The organism is Actinomycetospora sp. ABD4_176, assembly GCF_056311855.1.
Map to the genome: position 1 here is coordinate 3,083,313 of NZ_CM149974.1, position 16,099 is coordinate 3,099,411.

Below are 16,099 nucleotides of genomic sequence, written 5' to 3' on the forward strand. Positions count from 1 at the left end.
GACGAGGGTCCGCGACCTGGATACGGATCGTGGTGTGTGCCCTGCTCGTGGCCGTCGGCCTCCCGACCGACGCCGCGATCGCCGAGGCGGCGCCCCGCCCTGCCGCACCGGGCGAGTTCACCCTGACCGCCGCCGAGATCACCATCGACGGCCTACGGATCGAGGGCACCGGCCCCGCACCCGGCGACGACCGGCAACGGACCACCTTGCGCCTCAGCGCCCGACAGGCCCTCGCCACGCAGCTCGCCGTCCAGGCCCCGGCCCCGGCAGGACGGCTCGCGATCACCTGCCCCGCGGACTGCCTCGTCGCCGGGCGCCCCGCCCGGCTCTACGTCCTCGAGCTGACCGCCACCCCGGTCGTCGCCGGCATCCCCACCGTGCCCATCACCCTCTCGCCGACCTTCCCGCTTCCACCACCGGCAGCTTTGGGCATCCTGCAGCTCCCGCGACTCACCTTCCGCGACCTGCGCGCCCGGCTGGTCCTGGTCACGAGCGACCTCGTCTCCACGCCCGCAACACGCGTCGACCTGCTCACCCGCGGCTGAGTCCAGCTAGCCGAGAGCTGGTCGACAAGCCGGGAGTGGCGCTCAGAGGCGACGACCAGCGTCCGCCGGAGCCTCCAGCGCGGCCAGGGCGAGCTGCGAGAGCTGCCGACCAACACGCGGCGCTCGACGCGGACCGTGCCGCTGCCCGGGTTCCTCGTCCGTGTGCCCACCGTGCGGTCGAGATGGCCATGAACGTCTACGGCCACATCGCGCTCGACACCCGGCGCGAGGCCCTCGGCCGGCTGGACGCCCAGCTCGACCTCGACGGCCCCTCGGAGGACTGACAGTTGCTGTCAACCGCTGCTGTCACCGAAGGAATCACGACGGGCGCACCGCCGTTGACCTGGAGCCGGCGCGGGGAATCGAACCCCGGACCTTTCGCTTACAAGGGCCACGCAACTCGTCTAGAGAAGTACGGGCCGCCGAGCTGGGCCAGGTTCCCGATCTGGTCCCGTCCCGCTGGACCGCCTCGGATCGGCTGCCGCTGCTACACGGCTGCTACACGGCGCCCGCCGCACGGAACGACCTCGGGGTCTCTCCCTCGGCGGCGCGGAGTCGCCTCGGACAGGTCGATCGTGCCGGGGCAAGGGCCATCGCGTCCTCACCGCCGGCCATCGCTCTAATCCTGGCCCTTGCGGCGGTGCGAGCGAGCTGTCAGACCCCGAGAGCGCCGACGAGGGAGAGACCCCGTCCCGACCACCACCGCACTCCCGACCCGCTCGGCGCTCGGACCCCCTCTCCTGAGGCCGGTGTCCTGGTCCAGGGCGGAACGCCTGGTCGCCGAAGGCTCAGGGCCTTCCGCCCGCTGATCCCGTCTGTCGCCGTCTCGCCGCTCTGACCACCGGGCCGCGAGACGGCCCTCCTGACGCGCCCACCGCAAGACCTCCGACGGGTCCTGCGGCGATGCCGCGCGTCCGCATCCGGTCACACGCCCCGCGAGACGGCCTCTCCGAGAGGCCTCGCCGTGTCCCACTCCCTCACCTCGAGCACCCGGTCCCGTACGTCCTCGGCGTCGTCGTCGGCTCGCTCGTCGCGGCGGTCGCTGCCCGCCCTGCCTGATCCCTGGCGCACGTACACGCCGGCGCCCGCTTCCTCGCTGTCGTCGTGGGCGGCCGGGGCAGGAGTGGCCGGCACGCCGCAGCGGGTCGAAGACAGGAGCGACCGGCGTAAGCCGGTCGCGACGGGCCCGGCCGCCGCCCCGGCGCCAGCCGAGGGCCGGCCGCCTGGGCTTGTTCTATGTGCCATATCGGGCCGCGGGCCCAGCGATACCGCAGGCATCGAGCCTGACGACCTCGGTGAGACGTCGGTCCCGGACTCGGTGGCGGGGCTGTGGGCGCCGGTGTTCCCCTCCCCGGAGCTCGTCGACGCGGCCGGCGCGATGCTGCCTGCGATCCGCGAGGAGCCCGGGAGCCTCGCGGAAGGGCCGCGGTGGGAGCTGACCGTCGGACCGGGCGTGTTCGCGGTGGCCTGCCGGGACTGGGCGCGCCGGGAGCGCACCGAGGAACGGGCTCGTGCGGCGCACGTGAAGGACGTCGACGCGGCGGTGGCCGCGCACATCGCGACCGGGGAGTGGCCCGAGCCTCCAACGCCGCGGACGGCGATCACGTCCTGGTCGCGTAAGAGCAGGGCGAACATGGTGCGCCGGCTGTGCGAGCTGGACTACACCCCGCTCTACGCGTCCGGCCGGCTGCCAGCGATGGTGACGCTGACCTACCCCGGCGACTGGCTCACCGTCGTCCCCACCGGCGTGGTGCTCAAGCGGCACCTCAAGGCGCTGCGGAAGCGCTACGCCCGCGCCTGGGGCGAGGACTGGGCGTGCGTGTGGAAGCTCGAATTCCAGCGTCGGGGCGCCCCGCACGTGCACATGCTCTGTACCCCGCCCCACGGCCGCGCCCGAACCACCGGCGAGACCTTCGCGGTGTGGCTCTCCGCCGCGTGGGCCGACGTCGTCGACCACCCCGACCCCGAGCAACGCCGCCGCCACGAGCTCGCCGGCACCGCCCTGGACTACGCCGAGGGCCTGCGCGCCACCGACCCGCGCCGTGTCGCGGCGTACTTCACCAAGCACGGGCTCATGGCGGCGAAGGAGTACCAGCACCACGTCCCCTCGGAGTGGTCCGAGCCCGGCACCGGCCCCGGCCGCTTCTGGGGCGTCTGGACCCTCCGACGCACCGTACGTACCGTCCACGTCTCCCCCGAGGACGGCATCCACGCCGGCCGCATCGCCCGCCGCTGGGCCAAGGCCCACGGCCGCGCCCAGCAGACCTGGAAGCCCCGCGTCGATCAGGCCGCCGGGCGCATCCGCTACCGCCGATCACGCTCGCGAGTCCGTCTCCTCGCCAACGGGAACCGCGGGTGGATCGCCGTCAACAACGCACCTGCCTTCGCGGCTGCCTTGGCCTCGGCTCTGTCCCAGATTCACGTCTGCCGGCTCAGTTCGCACCCGCCGCGTCGCGAAGTCGACGCTGCTCCACATGGGTGGATGCAACCTGCTCCCTTCGCGTTCGAGCCTGATCGATGATCTCATGTCGAGCCTCCAGCTCGCCCAGAGGCTGGGCGCCCAGGCAGGGGGGCAGGTTGACCGAGGACGTCCTGTGGAGCGGCGACGATTGGGAGGAGTACTGTCTCGCGCTCGCACAGCAGCGCTACGGCGCCGATGAGCTTCAGCGTGTGCCGGCCGCCAATCGCGGTGACCTAGGAATCGAAGCCTTTACCTTCTCGGGGATCGCCCTACAGTGCTACGCCCCCCAAGGCCCGTTACCAGTGGCGAGCAGGTATGAGAGACAGCGCGACAAGCTCACAACTGACACGAATAAGTTGAGAGACAAACACGCCCAACTTCGCGCCCTCCTCGGACCAACGGTCATCCGCCGTTACCTCTTCTTGGTTCCTCTTCACGACTCACATCAGCTAGTAACTCATGCCACGACCAAGACCGCAGAGGTACTTGGATGGGGCCTCGATATCATTCACCCCGAGTTTCGTATCGTCGTCTGCGAGGCTGACAACGCGTTCCCTCAGGAGAAAGCGATCCTGGAAGCACGTCCTCGAGCGATAATCGAACAGGCTGCACCGGCGACAGAGGAGGTCGCGACATGGATGGGCGAGAACCCTAGCCTGATCGAAACCGCACTCGCGAAACTTGCGCCAGTCGTCCCAGACCCACGCTCGCGCGTCCGGTACGTCGACCAACTCGCAACTCAACATCTCAAGGGCGACCACATCCTTGCGAAGCTCCGCCTCAGATACACGGATCAGTGGGAAGCCGCAACGCGATGTGCGAATGAGAAGGAGCGCGTCCTCAGTCTCGAGTATCCTCAAGACCACCCAGAGCGTTCTACTCAGAACATTACTCAGATCGCGCAGCATCTTACTGCAGAGTTGCGCGAATCTATCCCAGAACTCGGCCCGGCGAACTCCAAGACGCTCTCGTGGCGTGCCGTGTCAGATTGGCTCATGCGCTGTCCGCTAGACTTTGGCGCATTAGACGTGGCCGAGGACGGACGTGTGATTGATGGCTGACGTAGAAGACTTAGAGCAGATGTTTGCGGGTCTTGACACGTCTCCGACCTTCCGTCAACGGCCAGACCCCGTGCCCGCCGACCTACGCATCTCATGGCGGTTTTCGGCAGTCGTACTTGTACTCCGCCGCTGTCGAGGGCAGAGCGCCCCGGAGCAGCAGCTTAGCCTCTTAGTGTCCGCACTGCGGTCACCGAGCCTGCAGGCGATCATACTTCGCTCTCTTGCTGGCGGACCTTTACCCAGCGACGTACCATTTCGTAGCGACCCGAGCCTCAAACGAACTATCCGCATCGCCATCGCGACCGGGGTCCTACAGAGAGCCTCAAACGGGAACGTAACGCTTGGCGAACAGGGGGTGCGACTTGCTGCCAGAATCTACAATGATCCCGCAGTTATGGCGCTCGAGAAGGCGTTTCTAGACAGACTGCCTAGATCTATCACACAGAAGAGTCTCAGCAATCTTTTCAGGGGACAATGATGCTTAGACTCCGACGACTAAGAATGCGCGTTCAGACACGGGCAGGATCCTTTGGCACAGACCTGGTCTTCCAAGACGGTCTCAACATCCTCCGTGCAGATAACACCAGCGGCAAGTCAACATGTTTGCAGGCAATCGTATACGCCCTCGGCCTGGAGGGAATGCTCAGCGCACGCCGAGAAATACCACTCGCCCACGCGATGACCGACGAGCTCGACGTCGACGGGAGCACCCATCGTGTAGACGACTCGTGGATTCAGCTAGAAGTTGAGAATGGCTCGGGTGCCGTGATGTCCGTGAGGAGGGCCGTCACGAGTAGCACTGCGGACACCCACCTCATGAAAGTTGAGTATCGAGACCAACTCGATGGTCCCGTGACGGCCGCCCAAGACTATTTCGTCAGGCGCCCGGGAGCGGCGCAACGAGACGCAGGCTTCCATACAGCCCTAACAAGGTTCCTCGGCTGGGACCTACCTAGGGTGACGCGAAACGATGGAGGCGAGTCGCCACTCTATCTCGAGTGCATCTTTCCTCATTTCTATGTTGAGCAGAAGCATGGATGGAGTGGGCTGCAGAGTCGAATTCCCACCTACTATCAGATACGCGACGTCGCTAAGCGGTCCGCTGAGTTTGTGCTTGGGCTGGAGGTGTACGAGCGCATCCTAGCGAGGCAGCGTCTCGAGTCGGCCGGCCAGATTATTGTCTCCGAGTGGCGCGAGGCCACCGATATTCTTCTCTCGACGTCACGAAGTGCTGCTGTAGTAGTGCAAGGTATCCCACAGCGCCCGGTTAGTGATCCCGAAGAGCTGGCCGCGCGATTATTCGTCTCCCAAGGAGAGACGTGGACACCCCTCGACGACGAGCTGACCCGCCTTCGGACGTTGCTTGCGGAGCGAGAAGCGGAACCAGTACGCCGCGTGGACGAGGCAACAGAGAGTGCCGAGGCGGCACTACCGGAGGCGCAGCGAGAACTTCTTTCAACTTCCACTCTCTTGCGCGAGCTGGTAGCGGACTCCGAGGAAGCGGCCCGCAGAGTCGAGACGCTAGAATCTCGCATCGAAGCGCTCGAGGCAGAGATCACGCGGCAGCAAGATGTGCAAGTATTGGCTGGACTTGGCGGTACCAATCTACCGATGGCGGACGGCTATCAGGTCTGTCCGACATGCGATCAGCGTCTACTCGACGGCTTCGAGATCACGACAAATCCGATGAGTCCTGAGGAGAACGTCGCCTACTTGCGACGCGAGGTTCAGACCTACCGCGCCATGCGCAATGACCTTTCTCGGGCGCAAGTGGCGCGCCAAGCGCAGATTGACGCGCTTCAGGTCGATGCATCGGACCTACGGCGCCGAATAAGAGGCCTACAAGACGTCCTCACGTCGGCATCGAGCACTCCTTCCGTCGAGCAGATCGCTGAAAGGATTCGGCTGGAAGAGCGGGTTGAGCGACTGGGCGAGTGCCAGCTGAAGGTAACCGAGTCCCTCGAGACGCTCCGAGACCTATCTCGGCAATGGGCCCGAAACAGAGAGCTACTTGAAGGGTACTCGTCTACCGCACTCACGAGTTCGGACAGACAGGTGCTCGACCAGCTCCAAAGCTCTTTCATCGACCAGATTCAAGCGTACGGATTCCGTTCACTTGATCCGGGCAGTTTGGAAATTTCGACGGAGACGTATCGCCCAAGCCATGAGGGCTTCGATCTCGGCTTCGACCTTTCGGCCAGCGACATGGTCCGAGTGATCTGGGCTTACCTGATCGGGATACTCGAGACCGCCCAGAACGTCCGGGCGCATCATCTCGGGTTACTCATCTTCGACGAGCCGAGGCAACAAGAGGCAAGTCTTGAGAGCTTCCAGGCTTTGCTTACCCGTGCTGGCCGGAACGCTCAGAGGGGCTCCCAGATTTTACTCGCAACTAGCGCCGAATTGCCCACCCTGGACATGATGCTCAAAGACATCGCCCATCACATGATTTCTTTTCCACCTGGCGCAAAAATCATTCAGTCGGTCGGATGAAGCAAAGCCGCAGTTCGAGCTACTTGACGGGGGTCACGATCGCCGCGATACGACGATCTTTGTCTCACGCCTCGATGAAAGCGCATTAGAGACTCTCTCGGCCATCTATGACAACTCGAGATGCCTATGACTTCTTGACAACAAACCAGCTCACTTGCACCACAAGCGCAAAATCAACCTTGATGGTTGACCCAGTGCTGCGCGCGGCATCGACAGCAGTAAGCTTGTCCAAGGTGCCGCACGGACCTTTGGGGGGATCTTGAGCAGTACAGATTATGGGGAGAGCACGCATAGCTGGCCTCTTACATCCGATACGTCTCCTCCGGACGGCTCTGAGCTCGGGCCAATGATGAAGGCCTACCGTAAGGCTCACGGTCTTACGCAGACCCAACTCGCCAAACAGTTAGGAACGTCGCAGCCTCGACTCTCCAAGATTGAGAGTGGCTCGCTGCGAGTTCGGGCAATCGAAGAGCTTCAGGACTTTGCAGATCGGCTTGACCTGCCTTACGAGCGCCTCGGCCTTCTCCCAAATAACGCGGAAGACGGGCGACCCCATGACGACAGAATAAGCAAGGCGCCGATGGTCGACGCTAGCCATGAACAGTGGCGGAGAATTCGCAGAGAGCTGAACGCGCACCGACTGGAACTCGGTGAGTTGGCAGGCCAACTATACCCTCATGCGCCAACCGTCGAGAATACGCCGATTATGACTCAAGAACAGTGGCTACCAAGTACCCCTATCGAACTAGGTGACATACAACTGGGGTGGACACCTGAGGGCCCAAGACCGACAACCACCGGCGACTCCTCCCTGCTTGATCCTATTCGACCCCTCACCTTCAATGGAGACTCTACGTACCTTCGGTATTCTCGCGCACTCCGCGATTTGGCTCGACCCAAGCTACTGGACAATCGTTGGTCCTACAGAGCCATCGATCTCAGCGTCCGACCTGAGAAACTCCACTGTCAGTTTGGCTACACGACCTACTTCGAAGTTCTTGATGTCGGAGAGGCGCTGGCCCACGAACTCACGGGCGTCTGGCTGAAATCTGACCGTTCGGACCCTTCCATAGACGACTTGCCGTTTCGTAGATCGATCGATGATCCCTTTGACCTGCGAGCCCGCCCGATGCTACCCAGTATCAACACGCTTACAATTCGAAGGGACCCGTACGACGGGCATAAGATGTATCTCCATAGACGGGATGCTTCATCGGTCGCAATAGCTGGAGGCATGTACCACGTGGCTCCCGCCGGGGTGTTCCAGCCCGCTAGTCTCGCCCCCCAAGCTCAAGCTCGCGACTTCTCGCTCTGGAGAAACATTCAGAGAGAGTACTCCGAGGAATTCTTGGGAAACCCAGAACATGACGGCAACTCAGCATTCACGGTGGAATATGAAAATGAAGAGCCGTTTGTCTCGCTTGACGCCGCGAGAAGCAGGGGGCAATTTCGGGTGTTCGTGTGTGCCATAGTCATAGAACCACTCACGCTGTGGGTAGAGTTTCTGACTGTGGCGGTCATCGAAGCGGAGGCTTTCGACTACCTCTTCTCGGAGATGGTAGCGGTGAACGACGAGGGTTACGCTGTATCCAGCGTGCCCAATAGGCCGTCCACTGGGATTCCGTTTTCCTCTGAGGCGCTTACACAGCTTCACAGGCAGAACGCTGTTTCTCCAATCACCGACGCATGCTTACGACTAGCGTGGCGCAACCGTAAAGCGTTGTTGGGCTCATGAAGAAGATCTTGGTCACAGGAGCAAGCGGCTTTGTCGGTGGGACTCTAATTGAGTTGCTAGACCGAAGCGGCTACGAAGTCGTCGCCTATTCCCGAAGCACCGTAAGGAGTCACAACGATGTGAAGTACATGCAGGGTGATGTCACCGACCTGCCTACTCTATCTCGCGCAGTCAAAGAAGTTGAAGCGATCGTCCATCTTGCGGCAATGACTCGACTACGTCAATCGCTCGTCGAACCCGTGCGCGCGTGGCACACGAATCTGGGCGGCACTCTGAACGTAATCCGCGCTTTGCAATATTCAGAGGCTCCAAAACCCATCGTACTGGCTTCGACCGGAGCGATTTACGGGCGAGGTGCCTCTGGCACTCTCGGTGAAGAAGCACCTCCAGCTCCGGATTCTCCTTACGCCGCTAGCAAGTATGCAAGCGAGCTCGCTCTTCGGGACTTCGCTGCAGTAGGAGGCTGTGGTGTCACGGCACTGCGAGCGTTCAACATCGCCGGAGCATCACTTAACGGCGTAGTCGATGGCGACGATTCGCGCGTTATACCCAGACTACTGTCCATTCAGTATCGCGGCTCAGGAAGATTTGGCATGAACGGCGACGGGACAGTCGTGAGAGACTTTGTTCATGTAAAGGACGCGGCCGAAGCAATTCTGTCGGCATTGACCAGCTGCACCGTCGGGTCGTTCTCGCTTTACAACCTCGGGAGTGGTCGACCTACTACGATGCGGGAAGTGCTCGAAACCGTAGAAGCAATCACTCATAAGCCAGTACCTGTCGACTTCAAGCCGCCCGTGGATGAGCCAGAACTACTAGTAGCGAACATATCAAAGATAGAGCACGAACTGAACTGGCGACCAAGCCACTCGACGCTTGCAGAGATAGTGTCGGATGCTTGGGCCGGCCTGTATTCGCCCACCGAATGATATCTCGTCGAATATTCCCGGGAAGAATACTGGGAAGATAACGAATAACGGAGTCGTTCCATTGACTGCAATGGGGCTATTGGCCGACTCTCGAGGGGAGTGCGCAAGAGCGCACTCAGGAGGTGGCCCAGGCGGAGGTAGCAGCTCCGCCTGGGCCGTGCACCCAGAGGAGAGCCTGAGGATGCAGGTAGAGCGTACAAGACGAGCGCCGCGGCATGCAGCGACCTCCCCCACGACAGCGGACTACTGGGCACGTTTAGGAAGGTACGTGCCGGGCGAGGTGATCGGCGGATACATGATCATATCTAGCTTCGTCCAGAGCGCATCGAACGTGTCCGAGACAGAACGCGGCGCGGCATACGTCGTTGTAGTCGGCATCTGCAGTCTGGCGGCCTGGATGTACGCCCGCCGGGTGCTGAGAGTCAAACAGCGCCGACACTGCTTCGTCTCCATGATCGCTTTCTTGGTCTGGGTCTCATCGTCCGCCGGGCCAGCAACTCTCGTTGCATGGTGGCATCCATCGATGGGAGCCACGGCCGTCGTCTTGTTCGGCATGGGGGTCCGGCTCTTCGGCGTCCCTCCGCTCCCGGAGACCCGTGCGTACCACGCAGAGGAGAAGCGTCGGGGCACTTGGGTGTAAACGGAGCTTAGACGATCGCCACAAAGTGCTGTCGGGACATTGTCCCGCCAGCGCTTTGTGGCGACGTTGCAGCTCTCAGCCGCCTCGGACCGGCGGCCCCCGACAGACCCGAACCTGCGACCCCTCGCCCCGGACGATTACGACAGCTTTCCGCACGTCCGGCACGGACCACTCTTGCGGTGATGTGCTGGACGTCGGGTCCGACCGGCTTCGTGAGCCTCGAGTGTTTGGCCTCCATTATGACCCGAGGCTCGAGGAGTTGCTTCTTGACAAAGCACGTGCCGACGCGTTGGCACTTCATACCACTTGCGATCGCACGAGAGACTGCGACCATCGAAGTCGTGGTCCGTTGGCCCTGGGTGGCGCGAGAAGCGCTGGGCACCGGTCCTGACGGGCGCCGACGCCTCGACGGGGTGGGACTGCTCTCCGAGTCGCCAGACCTCGTGGAGGTGACCGGAGTGATGTCCTCGCCCCAACGGGTCTCCGGCAACCCGAGTCGTCATGACCCCTCATTTGAAGAGTGGCTTCCCAGTCGTAGCCGGCCAATGCTTGTTCGCCACCTTTAGGAACCTGTCCGGGAAGTAGGGGTCCCGTAGTCCGCCACTAGTGTATTCTCGACCTAGTAAGAGCCAACTCCATTTAGAACGGTCACGCCGTCGTGCACGCGCACGTTAACTTCCGCGGCGAAGGCGTCTTGGACGCGTATAGAGTAGGCTCTCGACATTTTTTCATTTGCCTCAGCCATGGTCATCCATACGACGGCGGTCGCCTCCTCTGATAATATGGCCTCCCCCTCCGCAGGGTGACACCGGAAGACTAGCGAGACGATTCCACGGGACATGTTCTTGTAGACACCAGAAAGCCCTAAAACCCTTACTAAGAGACCCGTCTCTTCAAGCACCTCCCTGATGACTCCTTGCTCTGGCGTCTCACTCAGCTCAAGGACGCCGCCGGGAGGCTCCCAATGGCCGTTGTCCCGGCGTTGAATGACGAGGACTCGGTTCTGCTCGTCGACGACGATGCCGGCGACGCTGACCGAGTGCTTGGGTGTGTCGCCCACTGTCGCCTCCTGACGTTCGTCACCGTTCGGTAGCGTTCGGCACCGATCGTAGAGGTCCAGTCGTCTGGAGGAGTCGTGCAGCTCGGGGTCATCGACCGCGCGGACGACCGGCCGCCGTACCGCCAGATCGCCGACCACCTGCGCGCCGCCATCGACCGTGGCGACCTGGTGGCCGGGGACAAGCTGCCCAGCGAGGCCGAGCTCATCGAGAACTACGGCGTCGCCCGTATGACCGTGCGCCAGGCCGTCCAAGAGCTGCGCAACGAGGGTCGCGTGGTCGCCGAGCACGGGCGCGGGACGTTCGTCCGCCCGCCGGTGCAGGTGCGCCGGCTCGCCTCGGAGCGCTTCGCCCGACGACACCGGGAAGCTGGCCTCGCGGCGTTCAGCGTGGAGGCGCAGAAGGTCGGGTTCACGCCGAACGTGGACCAGCTGGAAGTCTCGACCGGACCGGCGACGCCAGAGATTCGCGACCGGCTGCGCCTGGCCGACGACGAGGAGGTCGTCGTGCGGTCGCGGCGCTACCTCGCCGACGGGCAGCCGGTCGAGACGGCCGTCTCCTACCTTCCCGCGTCCGTGGCCGCCGGCTCACGGATCGTCGAGGCAGACACCGGCCCTGGTGGCATCTACGCGCGCCTGGAGGACATGGGCTTCGAGCTGGACCACTTCACCGAAGAGGTGTCGGCCCGGATGCCCAGCGCCGAGGAACGGCGCCGGCTCCAGCTCACCGACGGCGTGCCCGTCGTCGTCCTCGTGCGCACCGCCTACGACACGACTGGGCGGCCACTGGAGGTCTGCGACACCGTCAAGGCCGCGCCCGCCTACGTACTGGAGTACGAGGTCCCGGCGCGCTGACCAGGGCCTACAACAGCTCCGTAACAGCTCATCTGGCTCCTCTAGACGTCTATCTGACTACTGCTAATCTCAAGACATCTAGAGGAGTTCGAGCGAGGAGCAGCAGTGATCCAGAACTACGTCATCGACCAGGCCGCCACCTTCGAGTGGCTGATGTTCCTGTCGTCCGGCCCCAAGACGGCCTTCGGCGACAACTACCGCCAGGAGACGACCAAGGACGGGCTGCCCAAGTGGCAGCTCCAGTTCGCGGCGTGCTTCAGGCAGTTCGGGCGCCCGACCAACGAGATCGTGACCGTCGGCATCGCCGCCGAGCGGGACCCGGGCGAGGACCTCGCCCCGGCCACCCCGGTGCAGCTCGTGGGCTTCGAGATCGGCGTCATGGACAAGAAGAACCGCGAGGGCCAGGCCATCGGCGCCCAGGTCTGGTATCGCGCCCAGGAGGTCCGGCCGCTGTCCGCGACCGGCAACGGCGCCCGCAGCACCAAGCAGGCGCCCCAGTCCGAGGCGGCGGCGTCATGACCTGGCAGACCGACGCGGCCTGCCGCGACGCCGACCCGGAACTGTTCTTCCCACCCACCGAGGACGACACCTCGGTCCTGGTCGCCCGCCACCGGATCGCCGTCGCCCCGATCTGCGGCGGCTGCCCGGTCGCCACCGAGTGCCTGCGCTGGGCGCTGGACACCGGCCAGGACTTTGGCCTGTGGGCCGCCACCACCCCTACCGACCGCCGCGCCATCCGGCGTGCCCGCCTGGCAGGCATCCCCGACCCGATCGCCGACGCCGAACCCATGTGCTCCGGGTGCGCGCTGCTGTTCCCCATGCCGGCCGTGGACGGCCAGCTCTGCGCCGCTTGCACGGAGAGGACCCTCCGATGACCGCCCTCGAGCACACCCGGCGCCTCGAGCACCGCTCCGGGCGCACCCGCGGCCCTGGCGCGCACCGCCCGAGCCTGTTCGCCCGGCTCCGCGCCGAGCGCGCCCGCCGCGAGTACGAGGCCTCGGTCCTGGCGTTCGCCGCCTCGCTCAAGGCGACCTTCCGGGAGGCCTGCACCGGCATCGCCCTGTGCCAGTACGTCCACGTCGCGGCCGGCGTCACGATCCGCACCCCGCGCGTCGGGCAGGTCCGCGTCGGCCCGCCCACCTCGTTCACCGTCGAGCTGATGGCCGGCCAGGAGCCGGCCGACTTCACCAAGGGCGAGAACGGCGCCCGCCTCGCCCACACCCTCGGCGCCCACGGACTCCGGGTCGAGCCGATCGCGGGCCGCTGGGTGCGGCTGCACATGCTCGACGTCGACCCGCTGCGCGACGGCTTCGGCCTCCCACCGGTGACCGTGGCGTCCGGTACCGAGTCGGTGATCCTTGGGCGCACTGAGGACGCCACGACCCTCGGCCACGCCCTCACCGATCCCGCCCACCTGGCGGTGCAGGGCATGAACGGCTCCGGGAAGTCGGTGTTCACCTACGGGCTGCTCGCCCAGCTCGCCGCCGCTCCTGACGTCCTCGTGACCGGCTCCGACATCACCGGTCTGCTGCTCGGCCGCGCCTGGGACGACACCGCCCACCGGCCCCACCAGGTCACCGGGACGCACGACGTCGCCGCTCACGCGGTGCTGCTGGAAGACCTGGTCGCCGAGATGGACCGCCGGCTCGCGACCATCCCGCCGCGCCGCGACAAGGTCGAGCCGTCGCCAGACTGTCCGACGGTCCTCGTGGTGCTGGAGGAGTTCCCCGGCCTGCTGCGCGCCGCCGACGGGCTGCCCAAGCCCAAGCGCGGCGAAGGCATCCCGGTCGGCGAGCGCATCCGCACCGCCGTGCTGCGGCTGCTCTCCGAAGGCCGCAAGGCCGCGGTCCGGGTGCTCATGCTCGCCCAGCGGTTCGAGGCCACTGCGGTCGGAGGTGGCTACGCCCGCGACCAGTTCGCCCTCCGGCTGTCGTTCCGGGTGCCGGCGGACTCGCTGGAGATGCTCCACGGCAGCGACGCCCGGCACCTGGGTCAGGAGCACGCCAACGCCGACCCCGGCGTCGCCTACCTGTCCGGGCTCGGGCGGGACTGCGAGCGCATCCGCGTCCCGTACCTCGGCGACTACGGCGAGTACTGCGACCGGATCGCCGCACACGGACGGCGGGCCCACCGATGAACCTCATCGCGATCGTGATCATCGCCGGGCTCGTCACGGCCCTGCTCATCAAGAGTCACCGCGCCGCGCCGGCGCTCGTGTCCGGCGTCGTGACCCTCGTCCTGCTGTTCGCCGCTTTCCCCACCCTCGGCCCGGCGGTGTCGAGCAGCGCCGGCGAGTTCGCCCACCAGCTCGGCGCCGCCACCGACCGCGCTGCCGACGTCCCGCCGCAGGAGGTGCAGCGATGACCAACCTCGTCGCCCGCGACATCGAGCGCGCCGGCAACGCCGTCCGCAGCGCCAACCACGCGTCCATGCGCGGAGTCCTCGACGGGCCCCAGTCGGCCGTCGTCGTCGGCAACCTCGTCGAGCTGGCCCAGCGCCTCCCCCAGGTCCTCGACTTCCTGGCTCGCTCGTTGTGCCGCGCCGACCCCGCTGAGCACGACGACGACCGCAGCGCCGACGTCGCCTGGCTGCTCCAGCTCGCCGGAGCCGAGGTCGACGACGCCCGCGCCGCGCTCGGCGACGCCGCCGGCCACCTCACTCACGCCCACAACCACCTCGGCCACCTCGGCCGCCGGCTCTCGGAGGACTGACATGGACGCGCTGCTCTACACCGCCGAGGAAGCCGCCGAACTACTCAAGATCAGCCGGTGCAAGGTCTACGACCTGCTCCGGAACCACGACCTCCGCTCGGTCAAGATCGGCGGCTCCCGCCGAATCCCCCGCGGCGCCCTGGAGGAGTACGTCGCCCGCCTGCTCGACGTGGAGCCCGCCTGATGGCCGGCGAGAAGCGGCCCCGACGCGCCAATGGGGAGGGCTCGATCTACCAGCGCTCCAGCGACGGCAAGTGGGTCGGGAGCGCCTACGTCTACACGTCGTCCGGGCAGATCAAGCGCCGGCCCGTGTACGGCTCCAGCTTCGACGAGGTCCGGGCCAAGCTCGACGAGCGCAAGGTCAACTCGGCCAACGGCATCCCGGTCCCAGACCGTTCCTACAGCGTCGCGCAATGGTTCGAGCGCTGGTTGGTCACCGTCCGCGAGGAGCGCCGGCCCACGACCTACGCCGGCTACGAGAACGCCGTCCGGCTCTACATCGTCCCCGGTCTGGGCCGGAAGGCACTCCCCCGACTGACGGCGGCTCACGTCCGCGCGTTCATGGCCGGCGTTCGCGAGCGGTGCCTGTGCTGCATGCACGGCCTCGACGTCCGCCGGCCCGAAGAGGACCGGTGCTGCTCGGTCGGGCGCTGCTGCGGGCGCAGGCCCTCCCAGCGACAGGTCCAGTACGTCCACGCCGTGCTCCGCAACGGCCTTGCGGCGGCTGAGCGCGAGGAGCTGGTCACGCGCAACGTCGCCAAGCTCGTCCGAGTCTCCGTGCCGCGCTACAAGGTCGGGAAGGGCCTCACGGTCGCGCAGGCGCACGAGCTCCTGCAGGCGGCCAAGGGCCGGCGGCACTACGCGCTCTACGTCGTCGCGGCGACGCTCGGGCTGCGCCACGGCGAGCTGCTCGGGCTGCGCTGGCAGGACGTCGACTTCGACCGCGCCACGGTCACGATCGCCCAGACCGTCCAGCGCGCGGCCGGCCGTCTCTACGTCGCCGAGGCCAAGACTGAGGCCTCCGAAGCGACCATCCCGCTGCCGAAGGTCACCCGCCGCGCCCTGGAGGAGCACCGCACCCGGCAGGACGAGGAGCGGGCGACGGCCGGCGACGCCTGGCAGGACCGCGGCCTCGTGTTCGCCTCGACCGTCGGCACGCCCACCGAGCCCCGCAACCTCGGCCGCGACTTCGAGCGCGTTCGGGAGCTGGCCGGCATGCCCGACGTCCGGCTCCACGACCTGCGGCACACCGTCGTGAGCCTGCTGCTCGACCTCGGCACGCCGCCGCACGTCGTCCAGGCCATCGCTCGCCACGCCCACATCGACGTGACCATGGCGATCTACGCCCACACGAACCTCGACGCGATGCGCCAGGCCCTCGACGCCATCGAGTGGAAGGAGCTGTGATGGCTGTTGCTACACGCGTTGCTACATCGCGATCATGGTCCGGGCGGTGCACCCGGTCTGACCTGGAGCCGGCGCGGGGAATCGAACCCCGGACCTTTCGCTTACAAGGCGAGCGCTCTGCCGATTGAGCTACGCCGGCACGCGGGCCATGGTACGAGAGCCGGTCCTGCGGAGAGACCCCGCCCAGGGGTGCGGGGCCGTAATC

General features: G+C 65.5%; 16 protein-coding genes, 1 tRNA gene and 1 pseudogene. 15 read left to right on the plus strand and 3 right to left on the minus strand.

Going from position 1 to position 16,099, the window contains the following annotated elements:
• Window positions 1-29 precede the first annotated feature (29 nt).
• Entirely contained in the window at window positions 30-545 is a 516-nt protein-coding gene (locus ACYX4T_RS14900) for a hypothetical protein (protein WP_476010081.1), read from the plus strand.
• Between the two features lie 924 nt (window positions 546-1,469).
• Here the strand turns inward: ACYX4T_RS14900 and ACYX4T_RS14905 are convergent.
• Window positions 1,470-1,679, minus strand: coding sequence for a hypothetical protein (locus tag ACYX4T_RS14905; RefSeq protein ID WP_476010082.1), 210 nt, complete (start codon window positions 1,677-1,679; stop codon window positions 1,470-1,472).
• Between the two features lie 184 nt (window positions 1,680-1,863).
• On the opposite strand from ACYX4T_RS14905, the gene ACYX4T_RS14910 reads away from it, so the two are divergent.
• The 6 genes and pseudogenes from ACYX4T_RS14910 (at window position 1,864) to ACYX4T_RS14935 (ending at window position 9,224) form a co-directional block, all read left to right on the plus strand.
• Entirely contained in the window at window positions 1,864-3,066 is a 1,203-nt protein-coding gene (locus ACYX4T_RS14910; protein WP_476010083.1) for a rolling circle replication-associated protein, read from the plus strand.
• A 56-nt stretch (window positions 3,067-3,122) separates the two neighbouring features.
• Window positions 3,123-4,067, plus strand: coding sequence for a hypothetical protein (locus tag ACYX4T_RS14915; RefSeq protein ID WP_476010084.1), 945 nt, complete (start codon window positions 3,123-3,125; stop codon window positions 4,065-4,067).
• A 501-nt stretch (window positions 4,068-4,568) separates the two neighbouring features.
• Entirely contained in the window at window positions 4,569-6,560 is a 1,992-nt protein-coding gene (locus tag ACYX4T_RS14920; protein WP_476010085.1) for an AAA family ATPase, read from the plus strand.
• Between the two features lie 349 nt (window positions 6,561-6,909).
• Window positions 6,910-7,056 (plus strand): annotated as a pseudogene (locus ACYX4T_RS14925) (helix-turn-helix domain-containing protein); the annotation flags it as partial.
• A gap of 390 nt (window positions 7,057-7,446) precedes the next feature.
• Window positions 7,447-8,295, plus strand: coding sequence for a hypothetical protein (locus ACYX4T_RS14930; protein WP_476015391.1), 849 nt, complete (start codon window positions 7,447-7,449; stop codon window positions 8,293-8,295).
• Complete coding sequence (locus tag ACYX4T_RS14935) at window positions 8,292-9,224, plus strand: NAD-dependent epimerase/dehydratase family protein (RefSeq protein WP_476010086.1); 933 nt, start codon at window positions 8,292-8,294, stop codon at window positions 9,222-9,224. The genes ACYX4T_RS14930 and ACYX4T_RS14935 overlap by 4 nt, the downstream gene beginning before the upstream one ends.
• Window positions 9,225-10,483: 1,259 nt before the next feature.
• Here ACYX4T_RS14935 and ACYX4T_RS14940 read toward each other — a convergent pair.
• A complete protein-coding gene (locus ACYX4T_RS14940) occupies window positions 10,484-10,924 on the minus strand; it encodes an NUDIX hydrolase (RefSeq protein ID WP_476010087.1) in 441 nt (146 codons plus the stop codon).
• Window positions 10,925-10,999: 75 nt separating this feature from the next.
• Between ACYX4T_RS14940 and ACYX4T_RS14945 the strand changes: the two genes are divergently transcribed.
• The 8 genes from ACYX4T_RS14945 (at window position 11,000) to ACYX4T_RS14980 (ending at window position 15,894) form a co-directional block, all read left to right on the plus strand.
• Window positions 11,000-11,776, plus strand: coding sequence for a GntR family transcriptional regulator (locus tag ACYX4T_RS14945; protein WP_476010088.1), 777 nt, complete (start codon window positions 11,000-11,002; stop codon window positions 11,774-11,776).
• Window positions 11,777-11,881: 105 nt separating this feature from the next.
• Window positions 11,882-12,295, plus strand: coding sequence for a hypothetical protein (locus ACYX4T_RS14950; RefSeq protein ID WP_476010089.1), 414 nt, complete (start codon window positions 11,882-11,884; stop codon window positions 12,293-12,295).
• Complete coding sequence (locus ACYX4T_RS14955) at window positions 12,292-12,651, plus strand: WhiB family transcriptional regulator (RefSeq protein WP_476010090.1); 360 nt, start codon at window positions 12,292-12,294, stop codon at window positions 12,649-12,651. The genes ACYX4T_RS14950 and ACYX4T_RS14955 overlap by 4 nt, the downstream gene beginning before the upstream one ends.
• Entirely contained in the window at window positions 12,648-13,913 is a 1,266-nt protein-coding gene (locus tag ACYX4T_RS14960) for an FtsK/SpoIIIE domain-containing protein (RefSeq protein ID WP_476010091.1), read from the plus strand. The genes ACYX4T_RS14955 and ACYX4T_RS14960 overlap by 4 nt, the downstream gene beginning before the upstream one ends.
• Window positions 13,910-14,140: a hypothetical protein gene (locus ACYX4T_RS14965; protein WP_476010092.1), complete on the plus strand. Its 231-nt coding sequence runs from the start codon at window positions 13,910-13,912 to the stop codon at window positions 14,138-14,140. Before ACYX4T_RS14960 ends, ACYX4T_RS14965 begins: the two co-directional genes overlap by 4 nt.
• On the plus strand, window positions 14,137-14,487 hold the full coding sequence (locus ACYX4T_RS14970) for a hypothetical protein (protein WP_476010093.1): 351 nt from the start codon (window positions 14,137-14,139) through the stop codon (window positions 14,485-14,487). The genes ACYX4T_RS14965 and ACYX4T_RS14970 overlap by 4 nt, the downstream gene beginning before the upstream one ends.
• Before the next feature lies 1 nt (window position 14,488).
• The gene (locus tag ACYX4T_RS14975) at window positions 14,489-14,671 is read left to right on the plus strand and encodes a helix-turn-helix domain-containing protein (protein WP_476010094.1); all 183 of its coding nucleotides are present in this window, start codon (window positions 14,489-14,491) and stop codon (window positions 14,669-14,671) included.
• Complete coding sequence (locus ACYX4T_RS14980) at window positions 14,671-15,894, plus strand: tyrosine-type recombinase/integrase (RefSeq protein WP_476010095.1); 1,224 nt, start codon at window positions 14,671-14,673, stop codon at window positions 15,892-15,894. Before ACYX4T_RS14975 ends, ACYX4T_RS14980 begins: the two co-directional genes overlap by 1 nt.
• Window positions 15,895-15,957: 63 nt before the next feature.
• On the opposite strand, the gene ACYX4T_RS14985 is transcribed toward ACYX4T_RS14980, so the two are convergent.
• Window positions 15,958-16,033, minus strand: a tRNA-Thr gene (locus ACYX4T_RS14985).
• Window positions 16,034-16,099 lie beyond the last annotated feature (66 nt).